General features: G+C 42.0%; 20 protein-coding genes. 4 read left to right on the forward strand and 16 right to left on the reverse strand.

Going from position 1 to position 15,316, the window contains the following annotated elements; genetic code table 11:
* Window positions 1-183: 183 nt before the first annotated feature.
* The 7 genes from GNF10_RS38970 to GNF10_RS28165 form a co-directional block, all read right to left on the reverse strand.
* Window positions 184-738, reverse strand: a complete 555-nt coding sequence (locus tag GNF10_RS38970; protein WP_260446206.1) for a hypothetical protein — start codon at window positions 736-738, stop codon at window positions 184-186.
* Window positions 739-997: 259 nt separating this feature from the next.
* Complete coding sequence (locus tag GNF10_RS28140) at window positions 998-1,369, reverse strand: hypothetical protein (protein ID WP_185580449.1); 372 nt, start codon at window positions 1,367-1,369, stop codon at window positions 998-1,000.
* 10 nt (window positions 1,370-1,379) lie between these two features.
* Window positions 1,380-2,486 carry an FAD-binding oxidoreductase gene (locus GNF10_RS28145; RefSeq protein WP_185580448.1) on the reverse strand — a complete coding sequence of 369 codons (1,107 nt, stop codon included), beginning with the start codon at window positions 2,484-2,486 and terminating at the stop codon, window positions 1,380-1,382.
* A gap of 27 nt (window positions 2,487-2,513) precedes the next feature.
* Window positions 2,514-3,398 (reverse strand): isopenicillin N synthase family oxygenase, encoded by an 885-nt coding sequence (locus GNF10_RS28150; RefSeq protein WP_185580447.1) that lies wholly within the window; start codon window positions 3,396-3,398, stop codon window positions 2,514-2,516.
* A gap of 113 nt (window positions 3,399-3,511) precedes the next feature.
* Entirely contained in the window at window positions 3,512-3,856 is a 345-nt protein-coding gene (locus GNF10_RS28155) for a hypothetical protein (protein ID WP_185586170.1), read from the reverse strand.
* Window positions 3,853-4,053 carry a hypothetical protein gene (locus GNF10_RS28160; protein ID WP_185586169.1) on the reverse strand — a complete coding sequence of 67 codons (201 nt, stop codon included), beginning with the start codon at window positions 4,051-4,053 and terminating at the stop codon, window positions 3,853-3,855. Before GNF10_RS28160 ends, GNF10_RS28155 begins: the two co-directional genes overlap by 4 nt.
* A gap of 65 nt (window positions 4,054-4,118) precedes the next feature.
* On the reverse strand, window positions 4,119-5,243 hold the full coding sequence (locus tag GNF10_RS28165) for an RNA-guided endonuclease TnpB family protein (protein ID WP_185586168.1): 1,125 nt from the start codon (window positions 5,241-5,243) through the stop codon (window positions 4,119-4,121).
* A gap of 61 nt (window positions 5,244-5,304) precedes the next feature.
* Between GNF10_RS28165 and GNF10_RS28170 the strand changes: the two genes are divergently transcribed.
* The gene (locus GNF10_RS28170; RefSeq protein ID WP_260446113.1) at window positions 5,305-5,706 is read left to right on the forward strand and encodes a hypothetical protein; all 402 of its coding nucleotides are present in this window, start codon (window positions 5,305-5,307) and stop codon (window positions 5,704-5,706) included.
* Between the two features lie 89 nt (window positions 5,707-5,795).
* On the opposite strand, the gene GNF10_RS28175 is transcribed toward GNF10_RS28170, so the two are convergent.
* From GNF10_RS28175 to GNF10_RS28210, 8 genes are all read right to left on the reverse strand, one after another.
* Window positions 5,796-6,107, reverse strand: a complete 312-nt coding sequence (locus GNF10_RS28175; protein WP_185586167.1) for a hypothetical protein — start codon at window positions 6,105-6,107, stop codon at window positions 5,796-5,798.
* A gap of 11 nt (window positions 6,108-6,118) precedes the next feature.
* On the reverse strand, window positions 6,119-6,388 hold the full coding sequence (locus GNF10_RS28180) for a hypothetical protein (RefSeq protein ID WP_185586166.1): 270 nt from the start codon (window positions 6,386-6,388) through the stop codon (window positions 6,119-6,121).
* A gap of 65 nt (window positions 6,389-6,453) precedes the next feature.
* Window positions 6,454-7,212, reverse strand: coding sequence for a hypothetical protein (locus GNF10_RS28185; protein ID WP_260446112.1), 759 nt, complete (start codon window positions 7,210-7,212; stop codon window positions 6,454-6,456).
* A 58-nt stretch (window positions 7,213-7,270) separates the two neighbouring features.
* A complete protein-coding gene (locus GNF10_RS28190; protein WP_185586165.1) occupies window positions 7,271-7,588 on the reverse strand; it encodes a hypothetical protein in 318 nt (105 codons plus the stop codon).
* Window positions 7,573-7,800 (reverse strand): hypothetical protein, encoded by a 228-nt coding sequence (locus GNF10_RS28195; RefSeq protein ID WP_185586164.1) that lies wholly within the window; start codon window positions 7,798-7,800, stop codon window positions 7,573-7,575. The genes GNF10_RS28190 and GNF10_RS28195 overlap by 16 nt, the downstream gene beginning before the upstream one ends.
* 65 nt (window positions 7,801-7,865) lie before the next feature.
* Window positions 7,866-8,285, reverse strand: coding sequence for a hypothetical protein (locus GNF10_RS28200; RefSeq protein ID WP_185592691.1), 420 nt, complete (start codon window positions 8,283-8,285; stop codon window positions 7,866-7,868).
* 281 nt (window positions 8,286-8,566) lie between these two features.
* Window positions 8,567-9,133 (reverse strand): hypothetical protein, encoded by a 567-nt coding sequence (locus GNF10_RS28205; RefSeq protein ID WP_185586162.1) that lies wholly within the window; start codon window positions 9,131-9,133, stop codon window positions 8,567-8,569.
* A 108-nt stretch (window positions 9,134-9,241) separates the two neighbouring features.
* Complete coding sequence (locus GNF10_RS28210) at window positions 9,242-9,433, reverse strand: hypothetical protein (protein ID WP_185583419.1); 192 nt, start codon at window positions 9,431-9,433, stop codon at window positions 9,242-9,244.
* Window positions 9,434-9,766: 333 nt separating this feature from the next.
* Between GNF10_RS28210 and GNF10_RS28215 the strand changes: the two genes are divergently transcribed.
* The 3 genes from GNF10_RS28215 (at window position 9,767) to GNF10_RS28225 (ending at window position 12,427) form a co-directional block, all read left to right on the forward strand.
* Window positions 9,767-10,096 (forward strand): helix-turn-helix transcriptional regulator, encoded by a 330-nt coding sequence (locus GNF10_RS28215; protein WP_260446339.1) that lies wholly within the window; start codon window positions 9,767-9,769, stop codon window positions 10,094-10,096.
* 175 nt (window positions 10,097-10,271) lie between these two features.
* Window positions 10,272-11,861 (forward strand): hypothetical protein, encoded by a 1,590-nt coding sequence (locus GNF10_RS28220; RefSeq protein WP_185607292.1) that lies wholly within the window; start codon window positions 10,272-10,274, stop codon window positions 11,859-11,861.
* 92 nt (window positions 11,862-11,953) lie between these two features.
* Window positions 11,954-12,427: a hypothetical protein gene (locus GNF10_RS28225; RefSeq protein ID WP_260446340.1), complete on the forward strand. Its 474-nt coding sequence runs from the start codon at window positions 11,954-11,956 to the stop codon at window positions 12,425-12,427.
* A gap of 538 nt (window positions 12,428-12,965) precedes the next feature.
* Here the strand turns inward: GNF10_RS28225 and GNF10_RS28230 are convergent.
* On the reverse strand, window positions 12,966-15,316 hold a 2,351-nt coding region (locus GNF10_RS28230), incomplete at its 5' end, for a GUN4 domain-containing protein (protein WP_185607293.1).

A 15,316-nucleotide genomic window follows, 5' to 3' on the forward strand; every position in this document is an offset into this window, starting at 1 on the left:
CCAATAGATCCCCCAGTACCCAGCCCAAACATTCCTGTCGCAATCATGTACATTGCATTCTTGCCAAAAAATTGCACTCCTAAATATCCGATAGATATGGCCGCTAATGTGCCAGTGAGACTTACAACAATTACTTGTGCTTGATTCCGTTTCATAATTTAAATTCCTTTGCTTAGTAAACGGTTATGAATCCTTCTTTGGTTTGACTAGCACTGAACGCAAGTACTGCCGACAAGCTGCTTCTCCCCGACAGATCAGAATACGAAGGGCCTCGACTTCCTGTATCGGAGAAACACAAATCTCAACGATGGCTGGAATCAAATTCTGTTGTGAACGCACATAGTCTTGATGGTGCTGCTCTAATTCCTGAATCTTAGAATTCAATTGCTGTATTTGCCGTAATGCTTGCGTCAGAGGCGATTCTTTCTTTTGAGAGCGATTATCCAAAGTGAATGACATATTATTGCTCTTGTGTACAACATGATTAGATTGATAGGCTGACCAATCAGAACATTTTTCATCAAGTAAGCGTGGGGATGAACAGTATTCAGTACTGCCCGTTGAGAAGGGAGGCTCATCTTTTATTGTTGGTTTTTTCGGCGGTTCGTATTTGGATAACAAAGCGCTGAAGTCATAAATCGTTACTGTTGATTTGAGTTCTGGCTCCGGTTTTGGTTTCGACTCTATGGCAAGTTCAGGAATGCCTAAACCAACTGCATCTTTGATTTCCTGCTCCATGATCTGATTCTCCTTGTTGGGAAAATTGCTTTACCTGCTCGATTGCGTTGACTAGCTGATATAAAACGTAAAAAGCATCATTTAGTGCCACATGATTTCAGGTAAAAAATGCTCTGACGATTGAATTTTACGATAAGCTCGACTACTTCCCACAAGCTGCAACGTATATTGACAACCCTGCAAGATAGCCCGAATTTCTGATGTGGCTAACTTGAAATATAATCACTGTTTCTCGTTCTAAGACTTGTCTTGACGAATACTAAGACTTGCTCCGTGGCCTAAAACTTTTCCAATCAGGGCAAGTTTTCTCTTCTATCCCAGTAGGGTGTATTGCACAAACCAGCATTACTCCTTCGTATTCAATACCATGAAAATTCCGGCATCCTCTACAATTTGTGGGTATTGCATTGCGTCTTTCAATTAATATTTTGTCAATCTCTGACTCGATTTGAATTTCATACAGACTCTTGACAGCAAAACAAGAACCACCTAATAACAAACACGTTCCTGCAAGTACACTTCTTGCGCTTGCCCCGCTAGTTAGCCCTTTAAACACAATTGTGCCTCCCAACAATACTGCTGTTATTCCCATTGCTCCAGCACAAATATTTAAGTACTTCAGTTTTGACATCGGCTTATTCTTATAGAGAATTGGTATTAGCAAAGTGTTCTGCTAAAGGTGGTACCATTACTAGCGGATTGCTTAATCCACTAAACACATGAACATTGTCTAATCCTGGAACAGCACCAATTATAGGAAATTGATTCCCACTAAATGCCACTAAGCAATGATGCCAAGTTCCTGGTAAATTCTTCAAAGTTGGTAACACTTCCCCGACACTTTCTCGCAACCATTTTTCACTCGCTTGTGAATTTACCTTGGCATGAGGATCTGTGAGAATGCGGCTAATTTGACCCAAGCGTAAACTGCCATCTTGAAATTGAATTGCGCCAGCATCTAAAATCGCTGTTACTGGTTCATTACCTGGCTGCTCCCAAACTTCATCGACTTGAGCAGATTGGGCTTCTAATTGAAATCGTTGCACATTTGCTGGCATAACTAAGGTGCTTAACTTGACATCAACAGGTGCAGTTTCAATTATTTCTGCGTGGGTAAAATATATTTTAGTGGAAATACCAGATGCTTTTAATAGTTGGCGGCTAAGTCCACCTGCACAAATGACAACATTTGTACTGTGGTAAGTTGCAGTAGTGGTTTTTACACCACTTTTTAATATTTGCAATACTTGGGTAATTTGTACTTCACCCCCACCACGCAAAAAAGCTTGAATGTAAGCTTGTGCTGTTTTTTGTGGATGAATATGACCATGTTTAACAGTTAAAGCACCAGATATCGCCTGTTGATTTAGGAGTGGTTCCAGTTCAATCGCTGCTTGTGGGCTAAGTAAATGTGGTACATCGGCACAATTATTATAGGAGGCAGCGATCGCTTCTGGGTCACTAGAAACTGGAATAGTCAGTAATAAATCTAATTCCCGAAACTCGATATCAGCGTCTAACTCAAGAGATAGGATACGATAGCGATCGCTTGCTTCTTTGCACAATTGGCGAGTAAATGCTGTAGTACCCGACCAATAGGCAAGCCCACCATAACTATAACGAGTTGCATTCTGTGGTATTTCATATTCTTCCACCAGAAGTACGCTAAAGCCTGATTTTCCTAATTCATAAGCAAGTGCAGCACCCGTAATCCCACCACCAACTACAATCCAATCGTAAGTTTTCATTTTAAATTTCCACTCAGCAACAACCATCTAATATGTTGCTTGTAACCGTTGTAAAAGATATTCTCTTGCTAAAATAGGCGGATAAATAGGGGATTTTCCTTTGTGACAACTCTGTAAACAAGCAATCTCTACATCATCATTAGGATGACAGAAAAAAGCAATAGAATACCGAGACTGGTTTACCCTGTCGTCATTAGGAATCATCACCCGATGGTGAGTTGAACAAAACACATGATTTGTCCACCTCTGCATTAAATCACCAGTATTAACTATAACAGTATCAGGAATTGCAGCCGCCTCAATCCATTCTCCTGCTGTTGTTTTTACTTCGAGTCCGCTGACTTTATCTTGGAAAAGTAAAGTAATACTGCCATAATCAGAATGTTCCCCAGCACGGACTTGTCCGGGTTTCGGTGGTGTCTGCAATGGGGGATAGTGGAGCAAGCGCAAGGTATGATTATATTGATTGTGCTTTGTCGTCAAAAAATCTTTAGGCAATTCCAACGCCAAAGCAAAGATTTGCAATACTGTGTTAGCTAGTTTTGTGCAACTATCATAGAAAGCAACAATACAAGCATCCATCCCAACAGTACCCTCCTTGTTGACATTAAACGCCTCTTTTAAGTCACCTGGTTTATTGGGGGCAAGACGTTCTCTCTCAATAGCAACATCTCCTGTATTCCAAAATTCATCACTCCAAGCTTGCTTTTGCTTAACTTCTAAAGTTTGTTTAAAAAAAGATTGATTGTAGCTGAACACTTGCTCTATTAAGTCTTTTGAGATTCCCGAATTTCGCAAGTAGATGAAACCGATTTCATGGCAAGCTTGATAGATTTGTTTCACGACAGCTTGCTGATTTGTTGCATTGCTATGAGTGAAGGCACTTAAATCAATTATTGGAATTGTGACCATTGATTATTCAAGATATTCTATTAATAGTTAACAAGTTGTAAGAACTCAGATTGATACTCCTGTAAATATGTTGCACTTGTCAATACCCTCAGACCTGAATTCTTACAACTTACTTAAAATTTATCCCGTTGAATACTGAGGCTTGCTCCGACTAAAGAACTTCCTAAGAAAGCGGAAAAACTGACCAACATTGCACCCAGACAAATATTTTTCTGTTGCTCCCAACCAGAGATGATTATATTGGGGTCAGCATTCGTTTCAATAATCTCCATTCCCCAGCAAGCCATTGCCCCTACTCCTGCAAATCCGGTAAAAAGCAGAGAGACAATTGCAGTTATTTCTATGGTGCGGTCGAAAAAAATCCTGGGGTTAAATCTTTTTCGAGTCCGACGAAAAACTAATTTATTACGAGTATTTGAAGGCAAAGATGATTGATGGGTTACTTTCTGGGTTTTCATTTAGCATCCTCCAACTGGACATAGAAACCTGCACCTGTATTGGTAATTTTTACTTTTCTTTGATTTACCAAGCCTTGAATCACTCCCAGGCTAAATTTGATACTGCACAATCGTGCGCTACCCCCACAACGACGGAGATACTGTAGGCACAGTGAGGACTGGTCAGTAGAGGTGGGGTAAGTTGATTTTTTAGGCATAATCTTGACTATGACTCTATGATTTTTGACATACTCCCCGCAATTAAATTGCGGGGATTCTAGGCTCAAACAGCGATTGCTGGCGTAGCCAGTCTGACATCACCTAACCCAACAGTCGATGCCCCGACTGCACAAATATTGCGACTTGCGTTTTCATCCCTTCCGTTAACTGACTGGCAAGAAGGACAACGCCATTCTCTAACAGATAAATCCAACTTTTCTAGAACGTGTCCACAGCCAGAGCAAGTCTTAGTGGATGGATACCACTGGTCGATAAAAACAACCAGTTTATTCTTCTTTTTGGCAACCCATTTTAAGATTGCTCCAAACTCACCAAACGCCAAATCTGATATTTTTCTACCCCAAAGTCGCTGCATTCCCTTGAGATTTAAAGTCTCAAAGCAGAGGACATCAAACTTATCGGTTAACTCATGAGCTAACTTCCAAAACCAATCACGCCGACGATTGGAAATATCCTCATGCTTGCGTACTAAGTTTTTTCTTGCTCGTTCTCTGTTGGATGAACCTTTTAACTTTTTAGAATGCTGCTTGCTGGCTTTCTTAATAGCATTGAGCGACTGCTTGAAAAATTGGGGAGACTCAATTTTGGAGCCGTCTGAGCAAGTGAGGAATGTGTTTAACCCAAAGTCAAAGCCAGCGATTCTATCCGTCTTAACTTCAACTTCTGGATTACTGCCATCATCAACAACAATAACCATAAACAATTCACCCAACGGGGTGCGTTTAATAGTTAAAGTTTTGACTGTTCCCTCAATTTCTCTGGACTTCCAAAACTGATAAACACGTAGGCCGATTTTCACCCTGTTACCACCCAAAAACTTATAACCTGCTTGCTTAAGGGTGAATGATTTGTATTTTTTGACTTTTTTAAATCCCGGTGGTCTAACTCCTTTTTTGTTGTGTTTGAAGAATAATTGGTAGGCTTTCTCAATGCGTTGACATATATCTTGTACTGCTTGAGAGCCTACTGATTGCCAGAAAGAATTACGCTTTCTTAATTTGGCGATATGAACTTGAAGTTTTGTACAGTTTAAATGCTTGCCAAACATTCTGTAGTAGCGTTTGTGTAAGGCAATACAATGATTGTAGATTAACGCAGCAGCATTAATTGTGCGCTTGAGGTATCTATTTCTTTTGTGCTGATATAACTTAAATTTCAGTGTCTTCATGTGGTTATAAAACTACTTTTACTACTGAAAGTTTACGACATGAATTTTCAGTGATTCGTTTGTGGGAGCAGCCTTCAGAGATATTTTTGAGAACCCCAGGGTTATTACTATTTGCTGTATTAAGTGGACTAACAACAACGTTGCTACACTGCAACAAGCTGCTGAGACTATTGATAAAATCCCTGAAAGGCGAACTCAAAGTAATATTGCTGCCGCCTGTGCAATTCTGGCTGGGTTAGTATTAGAGCAAGAAGTGATTGGGCGTTTATTCAGGAAGGACATTATGCGCGAATCAGTGGTTTATCAATCAATAAAGACCGAAGGTAGCGATGAAAAAGCCCGTCAAATTGCTGTTAATCTCTTAAAAGAGGGCATGGCTGTTGATGCGATCGCTCGGCTCACTGGCTTATCAGTAGAAGTAGTGCAACAACTACAGCAGGGAGAATCTGAGAACCAAGGGTGATTTTGATACGATCCCTGTACTAGAACGGGTCAACCAGGGCTGCATTTCAAGCCCGTATTTTCTCCGGCACTCAATGACGGTGGTTGCTTTTATAACCGTTTGTACTCATCCCAATTCCTCGGATTATGAGGTGATGACGTTGACTCTTCAAATTCCCAGTTTTGAGAATTGGTATCGAAAAACTCAATCGCTGCATCAAAACCACATTGTAAAAATCTGCTGTATGATTCTTCCGAGCAAAGAATAGATTCGACAATTGCAGTCAAGAGTTTGAGATTGATTTCAGTAGCAGCACCTTCTTTGTGAAGCCATTCAATTGCTTCCAGCAGTTGTTGTTTAGCAGAAGCCGCAGTAGATGGCGGTAATGCTGCGATGGGAATAAAACCTGTTAGTTGTTTCATGTTGGATTTGTTCAAAAATTATCTATTTCTGCAACACCTTCATCAGTTGCAACTTTGCGCTGAGATTTGGCTTTGGTAATTTGGAATTCGTTTGCTTTAATCACGGGCATTGCTGCCTCTTTGACTGCTGCTTTTGCTTGATGATAGAGAAATTGAACTACGCCTGAAGCATCTTCTTCGTCTTCGACTTGTGCCCATAAAGAACAGCCTAGTTCGAGAGATTCATAGTTCCCTAAGTTGAACTTCCTGGAATAACTAATTGAGACAGTACCGATTTTCATTGGTTGATTTTACTGATAATTTATGTAGTGGCGATTCACCTTTGAATCGCCGTTGTAATGTCTAATTACTTCCGTTTCCCTTGCGGCATGACTGTTTGATTCTGCGCTTGCAGAGATGCCCGTGCCTCAGTTTCCGAAACCGGGGGTAATGCTGGTGCAGTGACAGCATTACTAGCCCATCGCTCGTAAGTATCATTCGTCACCCAATGAACTGTTGCCCCAGATTCCGCACCAGAGCGAATCATTTCGGCTGCAACGAGAGCATCTTTCTCAAAGTCAGACTGAGGATTGCGATAGCTCCACTGAATGAACCAGTATGTTCCCAGCGTCCCTTCCACTTTTTGGAACTCGGCGCAGAAAATGTAGTTTTTTAGTACCGAAGCGATCGCCTGATAACAGAACTCTTTTGGATCTCCCGGCATTCCATCTTCACACCACTGCTGAAAGGCACGATGGGCGAAGTGGTTGTACAATCCAGCAAAATTGTCTTTACTGCGGCGGTGGATCAGGAAAGAAAGCAGCATGGAGGCTGGCCCCTTAAACTGGTCTTTGAGTCCTCCTGCCACTGGAATTACCCACAGTTCAGTAAATGGTTCGTTGGTGAAGTTCTCGTTAATAGTCAAGGCACGGTCAGGGCGGGAGATCGCGATTGCAAAATCAGCCTTATTACCTTTAAAATAACCGCCAGCTTGTGCTTCTAAAATCGTCAGCTTTGGAGGGCAATCGAGAAGAAATTGACCGTATTCTTTAGCGCAATTCGCTTGCAGTTTAGGTTGGCTGGGTGGAATGAGAAAGACGCTGTTGTTGATTTTGATGGTTTCCATAATTTCGTTGTTGTTGCTAAAAATTGTGTTGATACTGGATAGTGTTCGACTTAGCTATTTATGACAGTGCAGGAATTGCTTTTAACTCGTATTTCAGCACTTCGATTTGATATAGCCGCTTTTTAATCTCTGCTTCTAGAAGTGTTTTCAATTCCTGCGGTTTTAGCAATTTAATGTCGTTCTCTAAGTGATTCCCTTCTTCAATGGAATTCATATCAGGCATGACTAGATAACGCCAGCCTTCATCGTATTCATTGGCTAAAAGGCTATCGCTTAGGTAATACTTCATGCCGATGATAATTCCCTGTTCTGCACGTTGTCCTAAAGTAAAACGAGGGTATTTCCAACCGTGTGGAATTGTTATTGTTGGTTGCATACTTCTGCCTCTTGATTAAACTTGATTTCAACGACTTCTTCGACGCACCCCATTACCTCAGCCAAATAATGCAGAACATCACCCAAATGAGTTGCTGCCTCTGGGTCAATCTTTTTATCAGCAATCAACTTGAGCCAGTTTTCATCTTGAGCGATCGCCTGAATCTTTAAGTAGCATGAGTTGAACTGGTTCAGTATTTCTGTGGTTTCCATTGGTATTATTTATGAAGCTAAATAGTTTTATTGAGGAGGTGGGCTGTCAAGACCCACCTTTTTCCTTACGCTGCAACCAAATGTTTCGCTTCTGGAACGTACCTTTTCAGACGCTCCCATTCGTCACTCGTCAGTGCATCAAATTCAATATCTAGCAACTCTTCTTCCGTGAGTGGTTGTTCTGTAGTCGCTGTAAAGTAGCCTGTCATCTTCATGAATTCGTCTAGTCTGGCGGCGGCATCAACCGGCTCGGCGTATCGAATCTTATCTAGAGCATTCGACCAGTGGGTGATGTGTTGAAATATCACCCCAATCATCGAATCATCTGTGTAGACTCGATAGTTTCTGGGGCAAGCTCCATTCACGTAAACCAGCTTGTAGCCAGGAATCTCTTGCACCTCTGCATTGGGGTCGCTTGGAGGTAAGAGTATTTTCTCTGTTGGATCATCCAACTGGGCTTCTTGAAGAGAAAGTGTGGTAATCATATTTGATGTGCCATGATGATTTCGATTGTCTAAATTTCGGTTGAATGGCGATTGCTTTTCTCTTGGACTGCGATCGCCCTTTCTCACTTCAGAGATTTCTTATACCTGTGCGTTCTGATCTGCTAGAGGACGCATAATTTTCAGTTGATGGTTATCGAAACCCGAATATTGAAGTATGGGGTTATCTGCTGTATTTTGTGCCATTATTGTGTTTGCTTAGGAATTACCTCGTTGGCGATTGCAATTCTTTTGGTGTGCAATCGCCTTTCTCCTTCAGCAACTTACGCCGCTACTGCTGCTCGGACTCCCAACAACGCAATCACATCTTTGGCACTGCCAGCAACCCGATTTACCCCGTACTGTCTGGGTCTTGAGTACCAGCCTTGTTGATTGCACCCGACGAAGCCGACAAAATGCCCGTCTCGGTAGAGTTTGGTGCTGAATGAGAGCCAATCGATCTCTCCGTGATACAGGCCAAAAACAGCGCAGGCTTTTTCTAGTTCATCGCTCAATCGTTCATTGCGCTCCAATGGAGTTTCTGGAAGTGTCGCTTTAACCTCTGTAACTCTTTTTGCGAACCAGTTGCGATCGAAGGGCAGCCGTCCGCCATCGAAGAATTGCACCCATACGGTGATTCCGCCTTCTATCCAGATAGTACGAACTGATGAAGGTTCGACTTCGATAATCTCGCCAATGATGCGACGGTCACGAGCAGTCAGGGGATCTTGGGTTGGGGCTACAGCTTCGGCTTGGGTTTCGAGGTGGGTGTACAGTTCCGCTTGGGCTGTGGCTTGCTCGTCACGAAAATAACTAGGAATTGCTTGCTGTGTATGTGTTGTATAAGGCATAATAGAGTTCCTTGATAAAAGGGTAAAAGGCGATCGCACTTGTTTGGTAGACCGGGGCGATTGCCTTTGTTATGTGTGCAAAGAACGTTGTGGTTTAGCACAACGCTCTCAAAAAGATTTGGCGTAGCCATCAAAGCTAGTTGCTTCAAGAGCAAGACAGCAGACAGCAGCATCAGGGGATGTATAAGGAAGTGCTGTGTTCGGAAGAGGACACTCTACTAAATTCAGCTTTGCTGTAAAATCTTTAATTTCTAGACGAATGGCACTAAATAACCAGTTTTTTAAGACTTGGTAGGTCATCGAGATCATCTTCGTTGGCTTGAGCATTACAAGTTTGGCTTCCGGCTGCTAGTCCCGGTGGCACTTGGTTTTGTGGTTAATTGAATGAGTTTAAATCTGGGAGTAAGCACTTCTTTGTTTACTAGGAGGCTAGCGCTTGTTTCCTCCTTTATATTTATAATACTACGCGAGACGTAGGGAAAAGTCAAGCGTTTAAAATGGTTTTCTCTACATTTAACGTAGTATTTTTATTTTTAGGCGTAGTTTTATTGATTCGTGACCATGTATAATAATGAGTATTCCAAGAGTCGATTTATCAAAGCAAGACGGGGATTAAACTAATGGAGGTGTCACATGATGGACAAGCGAATGATTGCTTGGAGGTTAAATGAAATAATGGCAAAAAAGCGTATTAGGAATAAAGACCTAGCAGCAGCTTTAGGGATTGACGAAAACTCTGTTCATCGATTGAGAAGAACAGATGAAATGCCTCGATTAACTGGGGAAAGACTTAATGGACTCTGCATTGCCCTTGAATGCCAACCTGGAGATTTAATTGTTTTTATCCCAGATGACGACACAGATACCACAGGAGAAGAAGAACAAAAGGTTAAGCCAATCCCTGTAAGGGAATATCTAAAATCTAAAGCTGATAATTCCCAACCACAGGATATAGCAGCATAAAGCGATCGCTGCCGGTCAAAGCTATGCGATCGCCTGCTCAATCCGTTGATCACAAAGTGAGCTAATTATAATGCTGACATATTTTTGGAAAAACTTTTCAAATCAGCTGCTGGGTTCACTTTGGCTAAACTGCAACACCTCAATTTTTAAGCATTTACCATAGTGGGCAAGAGATATGCTGACACTAGAACCCGAACAAACAACGACGTTGGACTACAGTGTTGTCAACGCCAGCATCCAGGAAACCTTCACTGCCATCGACAAATTCGAGTGGCAAGCAATAGATGAACTGCGCCTGATGCGAGACAAAGGCTATTACCAAGATGGTGGACACAAGAGCTTTGAAGTTTATTGCGAAAGCGAGTTGACCAAACACGGTGGATATCGCCGCGTTAGGGATTTACTGTCTGCGAAGAAAGTAGTTGATACTCTGCCAGAGGAACTCAGGGAAAAAGTCACTAAACCCTCTCAAACTCGTTCGCTACTCCGACTGGTTAAAACTCCCGATAAGTTACACGAAGCTGTTGCGATCGCAGCAAAAGAAAAACCATTCCCAACTGCCGCCGACTTCGCCAAAGCAGTGCAGCAGGTTGCACCAATGGTTAAACGCGCCACAAAAAGCGAAAACCCCAAAACGCAATTGTGTAAATCGGCCAGGATTTCCTCACAATCACATCCCAGATATGGCGAATCGGGAGTGATTGAGGCAGATGCACCAAATAACTATCAGCAGATTGTCACCTTCAGCGATGGTGAGAGGTTGTTGATCAACAATGCGGATTTGGCTGGTTTAAATGACGCAATTGTGTGCGAATCGAGTGGGCGAACTTACCCAAAAGAATATTCTGAAGCGATCGCTGCTATTGAAGAACGTCATAAACAGGAGTTAGAGCGACTTTCCCAGGAATTGAGGATTGGACTACAAGCAGAAGCAGGGGTTAAAGCTGAGTCCCAGGTACAAGAGCAGATCCAATCTCTGCAAAACCTTTACAAGCAGCAGAAAGAGCAAAACATCCAGTTACAGCAACGGCTCTCGGAGATGGAGGGGTTACAAAGACTGGAGATTGAGAATCAACAACTCCAGCAACGCATTCAGGAATTAGAACGTGCCGTAGAACAACGCCCTTCTCAAGAATGGGGAAATACCATGACCCAGCAAGCGACTAAAGCGTTGAACAAACAGGTGAAACAAGCCCTAGAGAAAACCATTGATCTGCGATCGCTAGCAGTTGAACCGCCCAAGGAAAATGCCCAAGAATGCTTACGGCTGATGGGTATGGCATTGAAGAATTTAGCCAGTGCGATGAACAATACCCAAGCGCTCGAAGCTGCGGCGATAATTCTGGGAAGTGAACCGACACCACAGGCTATCGCTTATCGAGCCGAACAACTGGAAATGCTACCCCAAGCGGTTAGTGATATCCGGCGGGTGCTTGCAAAGCCTGGGTGTAGCTGGCAGGAGTTTTGGGATGTTGCCCAAGAGTACGAGGTTATTAAATCAGACTATTGGGCAGAACTTACCACCCAGGAAACAGAATTAATTTCCACACTCCAGAACGTATCCCTTCAACCGCGCACTATTGGCATCGGCTCTATCGTTTCCCATGCTGACCCGTACCGGACTCTGTATTTGCAGAGGGGCGAAGTTGTAGACGAGGTAGGGGGCAAAGTAGTTGTCGCCTGGGATCACTGGCGCAATGAGTTGAAAAAGACTCAAAGCTATTCCAGGGAAGAGTTGCGATTCTGGCAGGGCGAAAACCAGTAGATAAAGACTCGCTAAGAGAATAGCCAAAAAACTTAAACGCGGCATGGGTGCAATGTCGCCCACATTGTCATGGAAAAATTTAGGAGATAAATATGACTACAGCGTTAAAAGCAATCAACGGTGGCAGCAAACAGCGAAGCGATCGCAATGCAGATAAATCGATTAGACCACACTGCAAAGTATCAATTGAGGATATCAACTGGGTTCGTCAGCAACCACCTTCAGTCCAGCAGCTTTGGTTAGATAGCATAGCCGCAGAACAGTTTGGTGGTTCTGCCCATAAACTCGATACTAACCTCACCTACAAATCTTTGCAAAAAGCAGGTGCGGCGTTGACTGCTCAAGGACTGTTCCAGTTTGAGGAAGTGTTTGGCCGCTTGCCTTCCGGCAGACCAGGACTGATTAGCTACCGTGTCCGTAACCTTCATGGTTATTACAATCGCTTTTACTGGGAATCGTCCACGTCTGAAGAAAGCAATTCTTGTGACGAGAAAGCCGTCCACGCCGGGGAGAAAGTAAACCAGCCCAGACGGAATGAAAACCACCCCAAATTTTTAGAAGATTAAGCAGACCGTTTCTAAAAAAGTAAAAATTTAGGAATCAAGATAAATATTGTTCTAGCTTATGGATAGTCTATTTTAATGGATCGTGGATAATTCAAAATCCCTCTATAGCAAAGAAGCCAGATTATTATACTTAGGTATAAATAGATTATATTCATACTGTTTGCACAAAGTTGCGCGGTCTAATCTGCGACCGGAGCGTATGCAGAAACTCAAGGTTGCGGCGAATTCGGGGGAGAATCCGGGGGTTGAGTTCTTGCAAGAGTGCTGGAGTGAATGGCACTAAGAAAAGCCGAAACGCTTGTGTATTAAGTGTGTGGATGGGGTGTTGATGAAGTGGGACGAGTAGCGAGTCTGTACAACAGTCTATAAACTAAACTATTACATATTGTCATTTACGTATTTGTAATATCTCGTCCAAAACGTAACTTGCAATCATCTGCCAGTGCCAGGTATCGAATTTATGAAATGCTGATTACTGCGTGGAAAATAAGGCAGAAATAAATGGTTAGAAACTTTTGAAAGCCTTATATGTTAGACTTTACAAGTCGCAACGCGAGAAAAGAAGAGAATTGAGAAAAGTTGTGTCGATAGAGTTGCCCATTGCGGCTGGTAGCCCTCCCCTACCATACGCTGAGTTGTGTTTTATACGCTTTATTAAATCGTCGTAGCTCACAAAACCATTGTAGTTTTCATCATACCATCCTACTGCCTTGGCAAACCGCAAATAATTTTCAGTGTCCTTCTCATTCCAGTCTCCTCGTTTTACACCCAGCCTATTCTTAGTGCTAATCCATATTTTCTTTTGCACACTAAAGCCAAAACGGTTGTCAGAATTACTGACCCAAAGCTGGTCTATTTTTCGCAGGTCGTCACAAGAGAAACTATAAATCTCTTCATAATCTAAATGTCTATAATGTATATATGTTTCTCTTTCAGCTATATTCGCCATGAGTTTATATGTTTCTCTGTCAGCAGACTCCCAATTTTTTGAAAGCAAAAAATATTCGAGTTGAGTATATAAATGTTGTGTCAGGGATTCTTGAACCTGTTCTTTCAATTCTTTATCTTGAGGATTTAGCTCAATTAAACTCCGATGAACTAGTTCAATATTTTCGCCTGTGAGCAATTGATTATCTTTGGTAAAATCAGTTTCATTCGGATGAGCTTTTAGGATATTAAAGGCTTGAGTATAAGATGCTATGGCTTTCTGGGTTTGTTTATTCTGCACTAAAAAATCACCTTGACTTTTCTGGACTAATACTTGAACTTGTAAGCCTTGATTAGAATCTAAAAATTTCTTATTAGCCTTAGAAAAATTTGACAGGCTTTCTTGAATTTCATTTTTAGCATTATTCCAGTCTTTCAGTTGTTGGTAGACTTGGGACTTAGCAGCAAGTAATAGTGATTGTTTAAGTTCGTAGTTATCAATATTAAATGATACTGCTGCCAGCCTTAAAGCTTCATTTGAATCTGATGAACTTTGGTTCCATAATTGTCCAGCTAAGGCTACAAGTTGGCGAACGTTTGCAATCTCTGCTTTAGTATTTTCATTTTTTGCGCTTGTTTGTTTAAGTTCGTTTTCTTTAGCTATAAGCTTTGCTTGAATTTTTAACTCTTGCTCCTTAGCTTGATTTAACTGTCTATTAGTTTCGGATAGCTCCGTACCTTTAGCCTTTAAACCATTCTGTGCTGTGATTAAATTCTGTCTTGCTTTTACCGCATCTTGCTCAAATTTTGATGCTTTATTTTGAGAAGTTTGTGCTTGCTGTCGTGCTTGTTTAGCAACTTGATCTGCTTGTTTTACTTTTCGTTGAGCTAATTTCTCGTTTTCTTTAGCAAGTCGTTCTTGCTTCTTGGCTTGTGCAGCGCTATCTTGGGATTTTTGTTCATTTTCTTGAGCTTCTGTCAATTGATTTTTAGCTTCATTGACTTGTGCATTGGCAGAGTTAACTTTCTGATCTGCGGCTTGAACTTGAGAGTTTGCTACGTCCACCTGCTGTCTTGAAAATATTCCTAAACCTACTGCTCCCAGAACTGCAACAACCAAAACAACAACCCCAACGCTAATTCGCCGTTGAGCTTTTCTATTAGCCTCACTGAGTAATTGAGTTCTTGCCTCTGCCGCTTCCTTATCCTCTCTCTCCCGTTTCAAAGCAGCTTCTTGTTCTTGGGCAATAATTTTTCCCTGAATTTCTTTTTCTTCACTAGCTGCTAAATACTGTTTATCCTGATAGCTTAAATTCTTATCTTTCGCCCATTCTTCAGCTTCTTGCAACGCATTGCCTCGGAGCAATCGTGATTCATCAGCACCTCCAGAAGCCACCCAAAAACGAAAATTCTCTGAATAGGGACGCAGGTTGTTTAGTTGGTTTTCAATCCAATTAAAATCAAATATCTCACAATATATTTGGTTATAAATTCTTAGCTTACCTTGCTGCCTAACAACTAATCCCGAAAGCTGCAACTCGCTTTGCTCTAATGTCTCGTCTGCTGTTACCTCGGATTGTTCTTCACTCAGCCTGACTTGCTGGTACAGTTCTAATAAGTAACCTGCCCGTTGTTCATCCCGCAAAATCCTGGCTTGAATCGTTCGTAGATGTTCAGGCTCATCCTGTGATTCCCAGTTTTCAATAATTCGCGACCTGACAACTTGCTCTACTGAACGACGGTTTTCTTGCTCAGATTCTTCAACCATGAATTGACACAGCTTTTGAGTCAGAAATGGTTGCCCCCCCGTCCACAGCAATATTTCTTGTATTACTGCTTGAGGACTATTAAACTTCCCCTGCAAACCCTTCTCTAATGGTTCAGCCTCATGCAGTTGAAAGCCTTTAAGGGAGATAGCCTTACCAATGTTAAACGGAGTACGGTTCTTATCTTGTATTAAAC

The sequence above is a fragment of the Nostoc sp. UCD121 genome (genome assembly GCF_014222285.1).
In the GTDB taxonomy this organism is placed as follows: domain Bacteria; phylum Cyanobacteriota; class Cyanobacteriia; order Cyanobacteriales; family Nostocaceae; genus Nostoc.

What these genes read in the sequence shown, in the direction of transcription:
- GNF10_RS28155 (WP_185586170.1), bottom strand. Translation starts at nt 3,856, where the DNA reads ATGAAAACCCAGAAAGTAACCCATCAATCATCTTTGCCTTCAAATACT.
- GNF10_RS28210 (WP_185583419.1), bottom strand. Translation starts at nt 9,433, where the DNA reads ATGACCTACCAAGTCTTAAAAAACTGGTTATTTAGTGCCATTCGTCTA.
- GNF10_RS28225 (WP_260446340.1), top strand. Translation starts at nt 11,954, where the DNA reads ATGACTACAGCGTTAAAAGCAATCAACGGTGGCAGCAAACAGCGAAGC.
- GNF10_RS38970 (WP_260446206.1), bottom strand. Translation starts at nt 738, where the DNA reads ATGGAGCAGGAAATCAAAGATGCAGTTGGTTTAGGCATTCCTGAACTT.
- GNF10_RS28150 (WP_185580447.1), bottom strand. Translation starts at nt 3,398, where the DNA reads ATGGTCACAATTCCAATAATTGATTTAAGTGCCTTCACTCATAGCAAT.
- GNF10_RS28145 (WP_185580448.1), bottom strand. Translation starts at nt 2,486, where the DNA reads ATGAAAACTTACGATTGGATTGTAGTTGGTGGTGGGATTACGGGTGCT.
- GNF10_RS28185 (WP_260446112.1), bottom strand. Translation starts at nt 7,212, where the DNA reads ATGGAAACCATCAAAATCAACAACAGCGTCTTTCTCATTCCACCCAGC.
- GNF10_RS28175 (WP_185586167.1), bottom strand. Translation starts at nt 6,107, where the DNA reads ATGAAACAACTAACAGGTTTTATTCCCATCGCAGCATTACCGCCATCT.
- GNF10_RS28140 (WP_185580449.1), bottom strand. Translation starts at nt 1,369, where the DNA reads ATGTCAAAACTGAAGTACTTAAATATTTGTGCTGGAGCAATGGGAATA.
- GNF10_RS28205 (WP_185586162.1), bottom strand. Translation starts at nt 9,133, where the DNA reads ATGCCTTATACAACACATACACAGCAAGCAATTCCTAGTTATTTTCGT.
- GNF10_RS28215 (WP_260446339.1), top strand. Translation starts at nt 9,767, where the DNA reads ATGATGGACAAGCGAATGATTGCTTGGAGGTTAAATGAAATAATGGCA.
- GNF10_RS28200 (WP_185592691.1), bottom strand. Translation starts at nt 8,285, where the DNA reads ATGATTACCACACTTTCTCTTCAAGAAGCCCAGTTGGATGATCCAACA.
- GNF10_RS28195 (WP_185586164.1), bottom strand. Translation starts at nt 7,800, where the DNA reads ATGGAAACCACAGAAATACTGAACCAGTTCAACTCATGCTACTTAAAG.
- GNF10_RS28190 (WP_185586165.1), bottom strand. Translation starts at nt 7,588, where the DNA reads ATGCAACCAACAATAACAATTCCACACGGTTGGAAATACCCTCGTTTT.
- GNF10_RS28165 (WP_185586168.1), bottom strand. Translation starts at nt 5,243, where the DNA reads ATGAAGACACTGAAATTTAAGTTATATCAGCACAAAAGAAATAGATAC.
- GNF10_RS28160 (WP_185586169.1), bottom strand. Translation starts at nt 4,053, where the DNA reads ATGCCTAAAAAATCAACTTACCCCACCTCTACTGACCAGTCCTCACTG.
- GNF10_RS28180 (WP_185586166.1), bottom strand. Translation starts at nt 6,388, where the DNA reads ATGAAAATCGGTACTGTCTCAATTAGTTATTCCAGGAAGTTCAACTTA.
- GNF10_RS28220 (WP_185607292.1), top strand. Translation starts at nt 10,272, where the DNA reads ATGCTGACACTAGAACCCGAACAAACAACGACGTTGGACTACAGTGTT.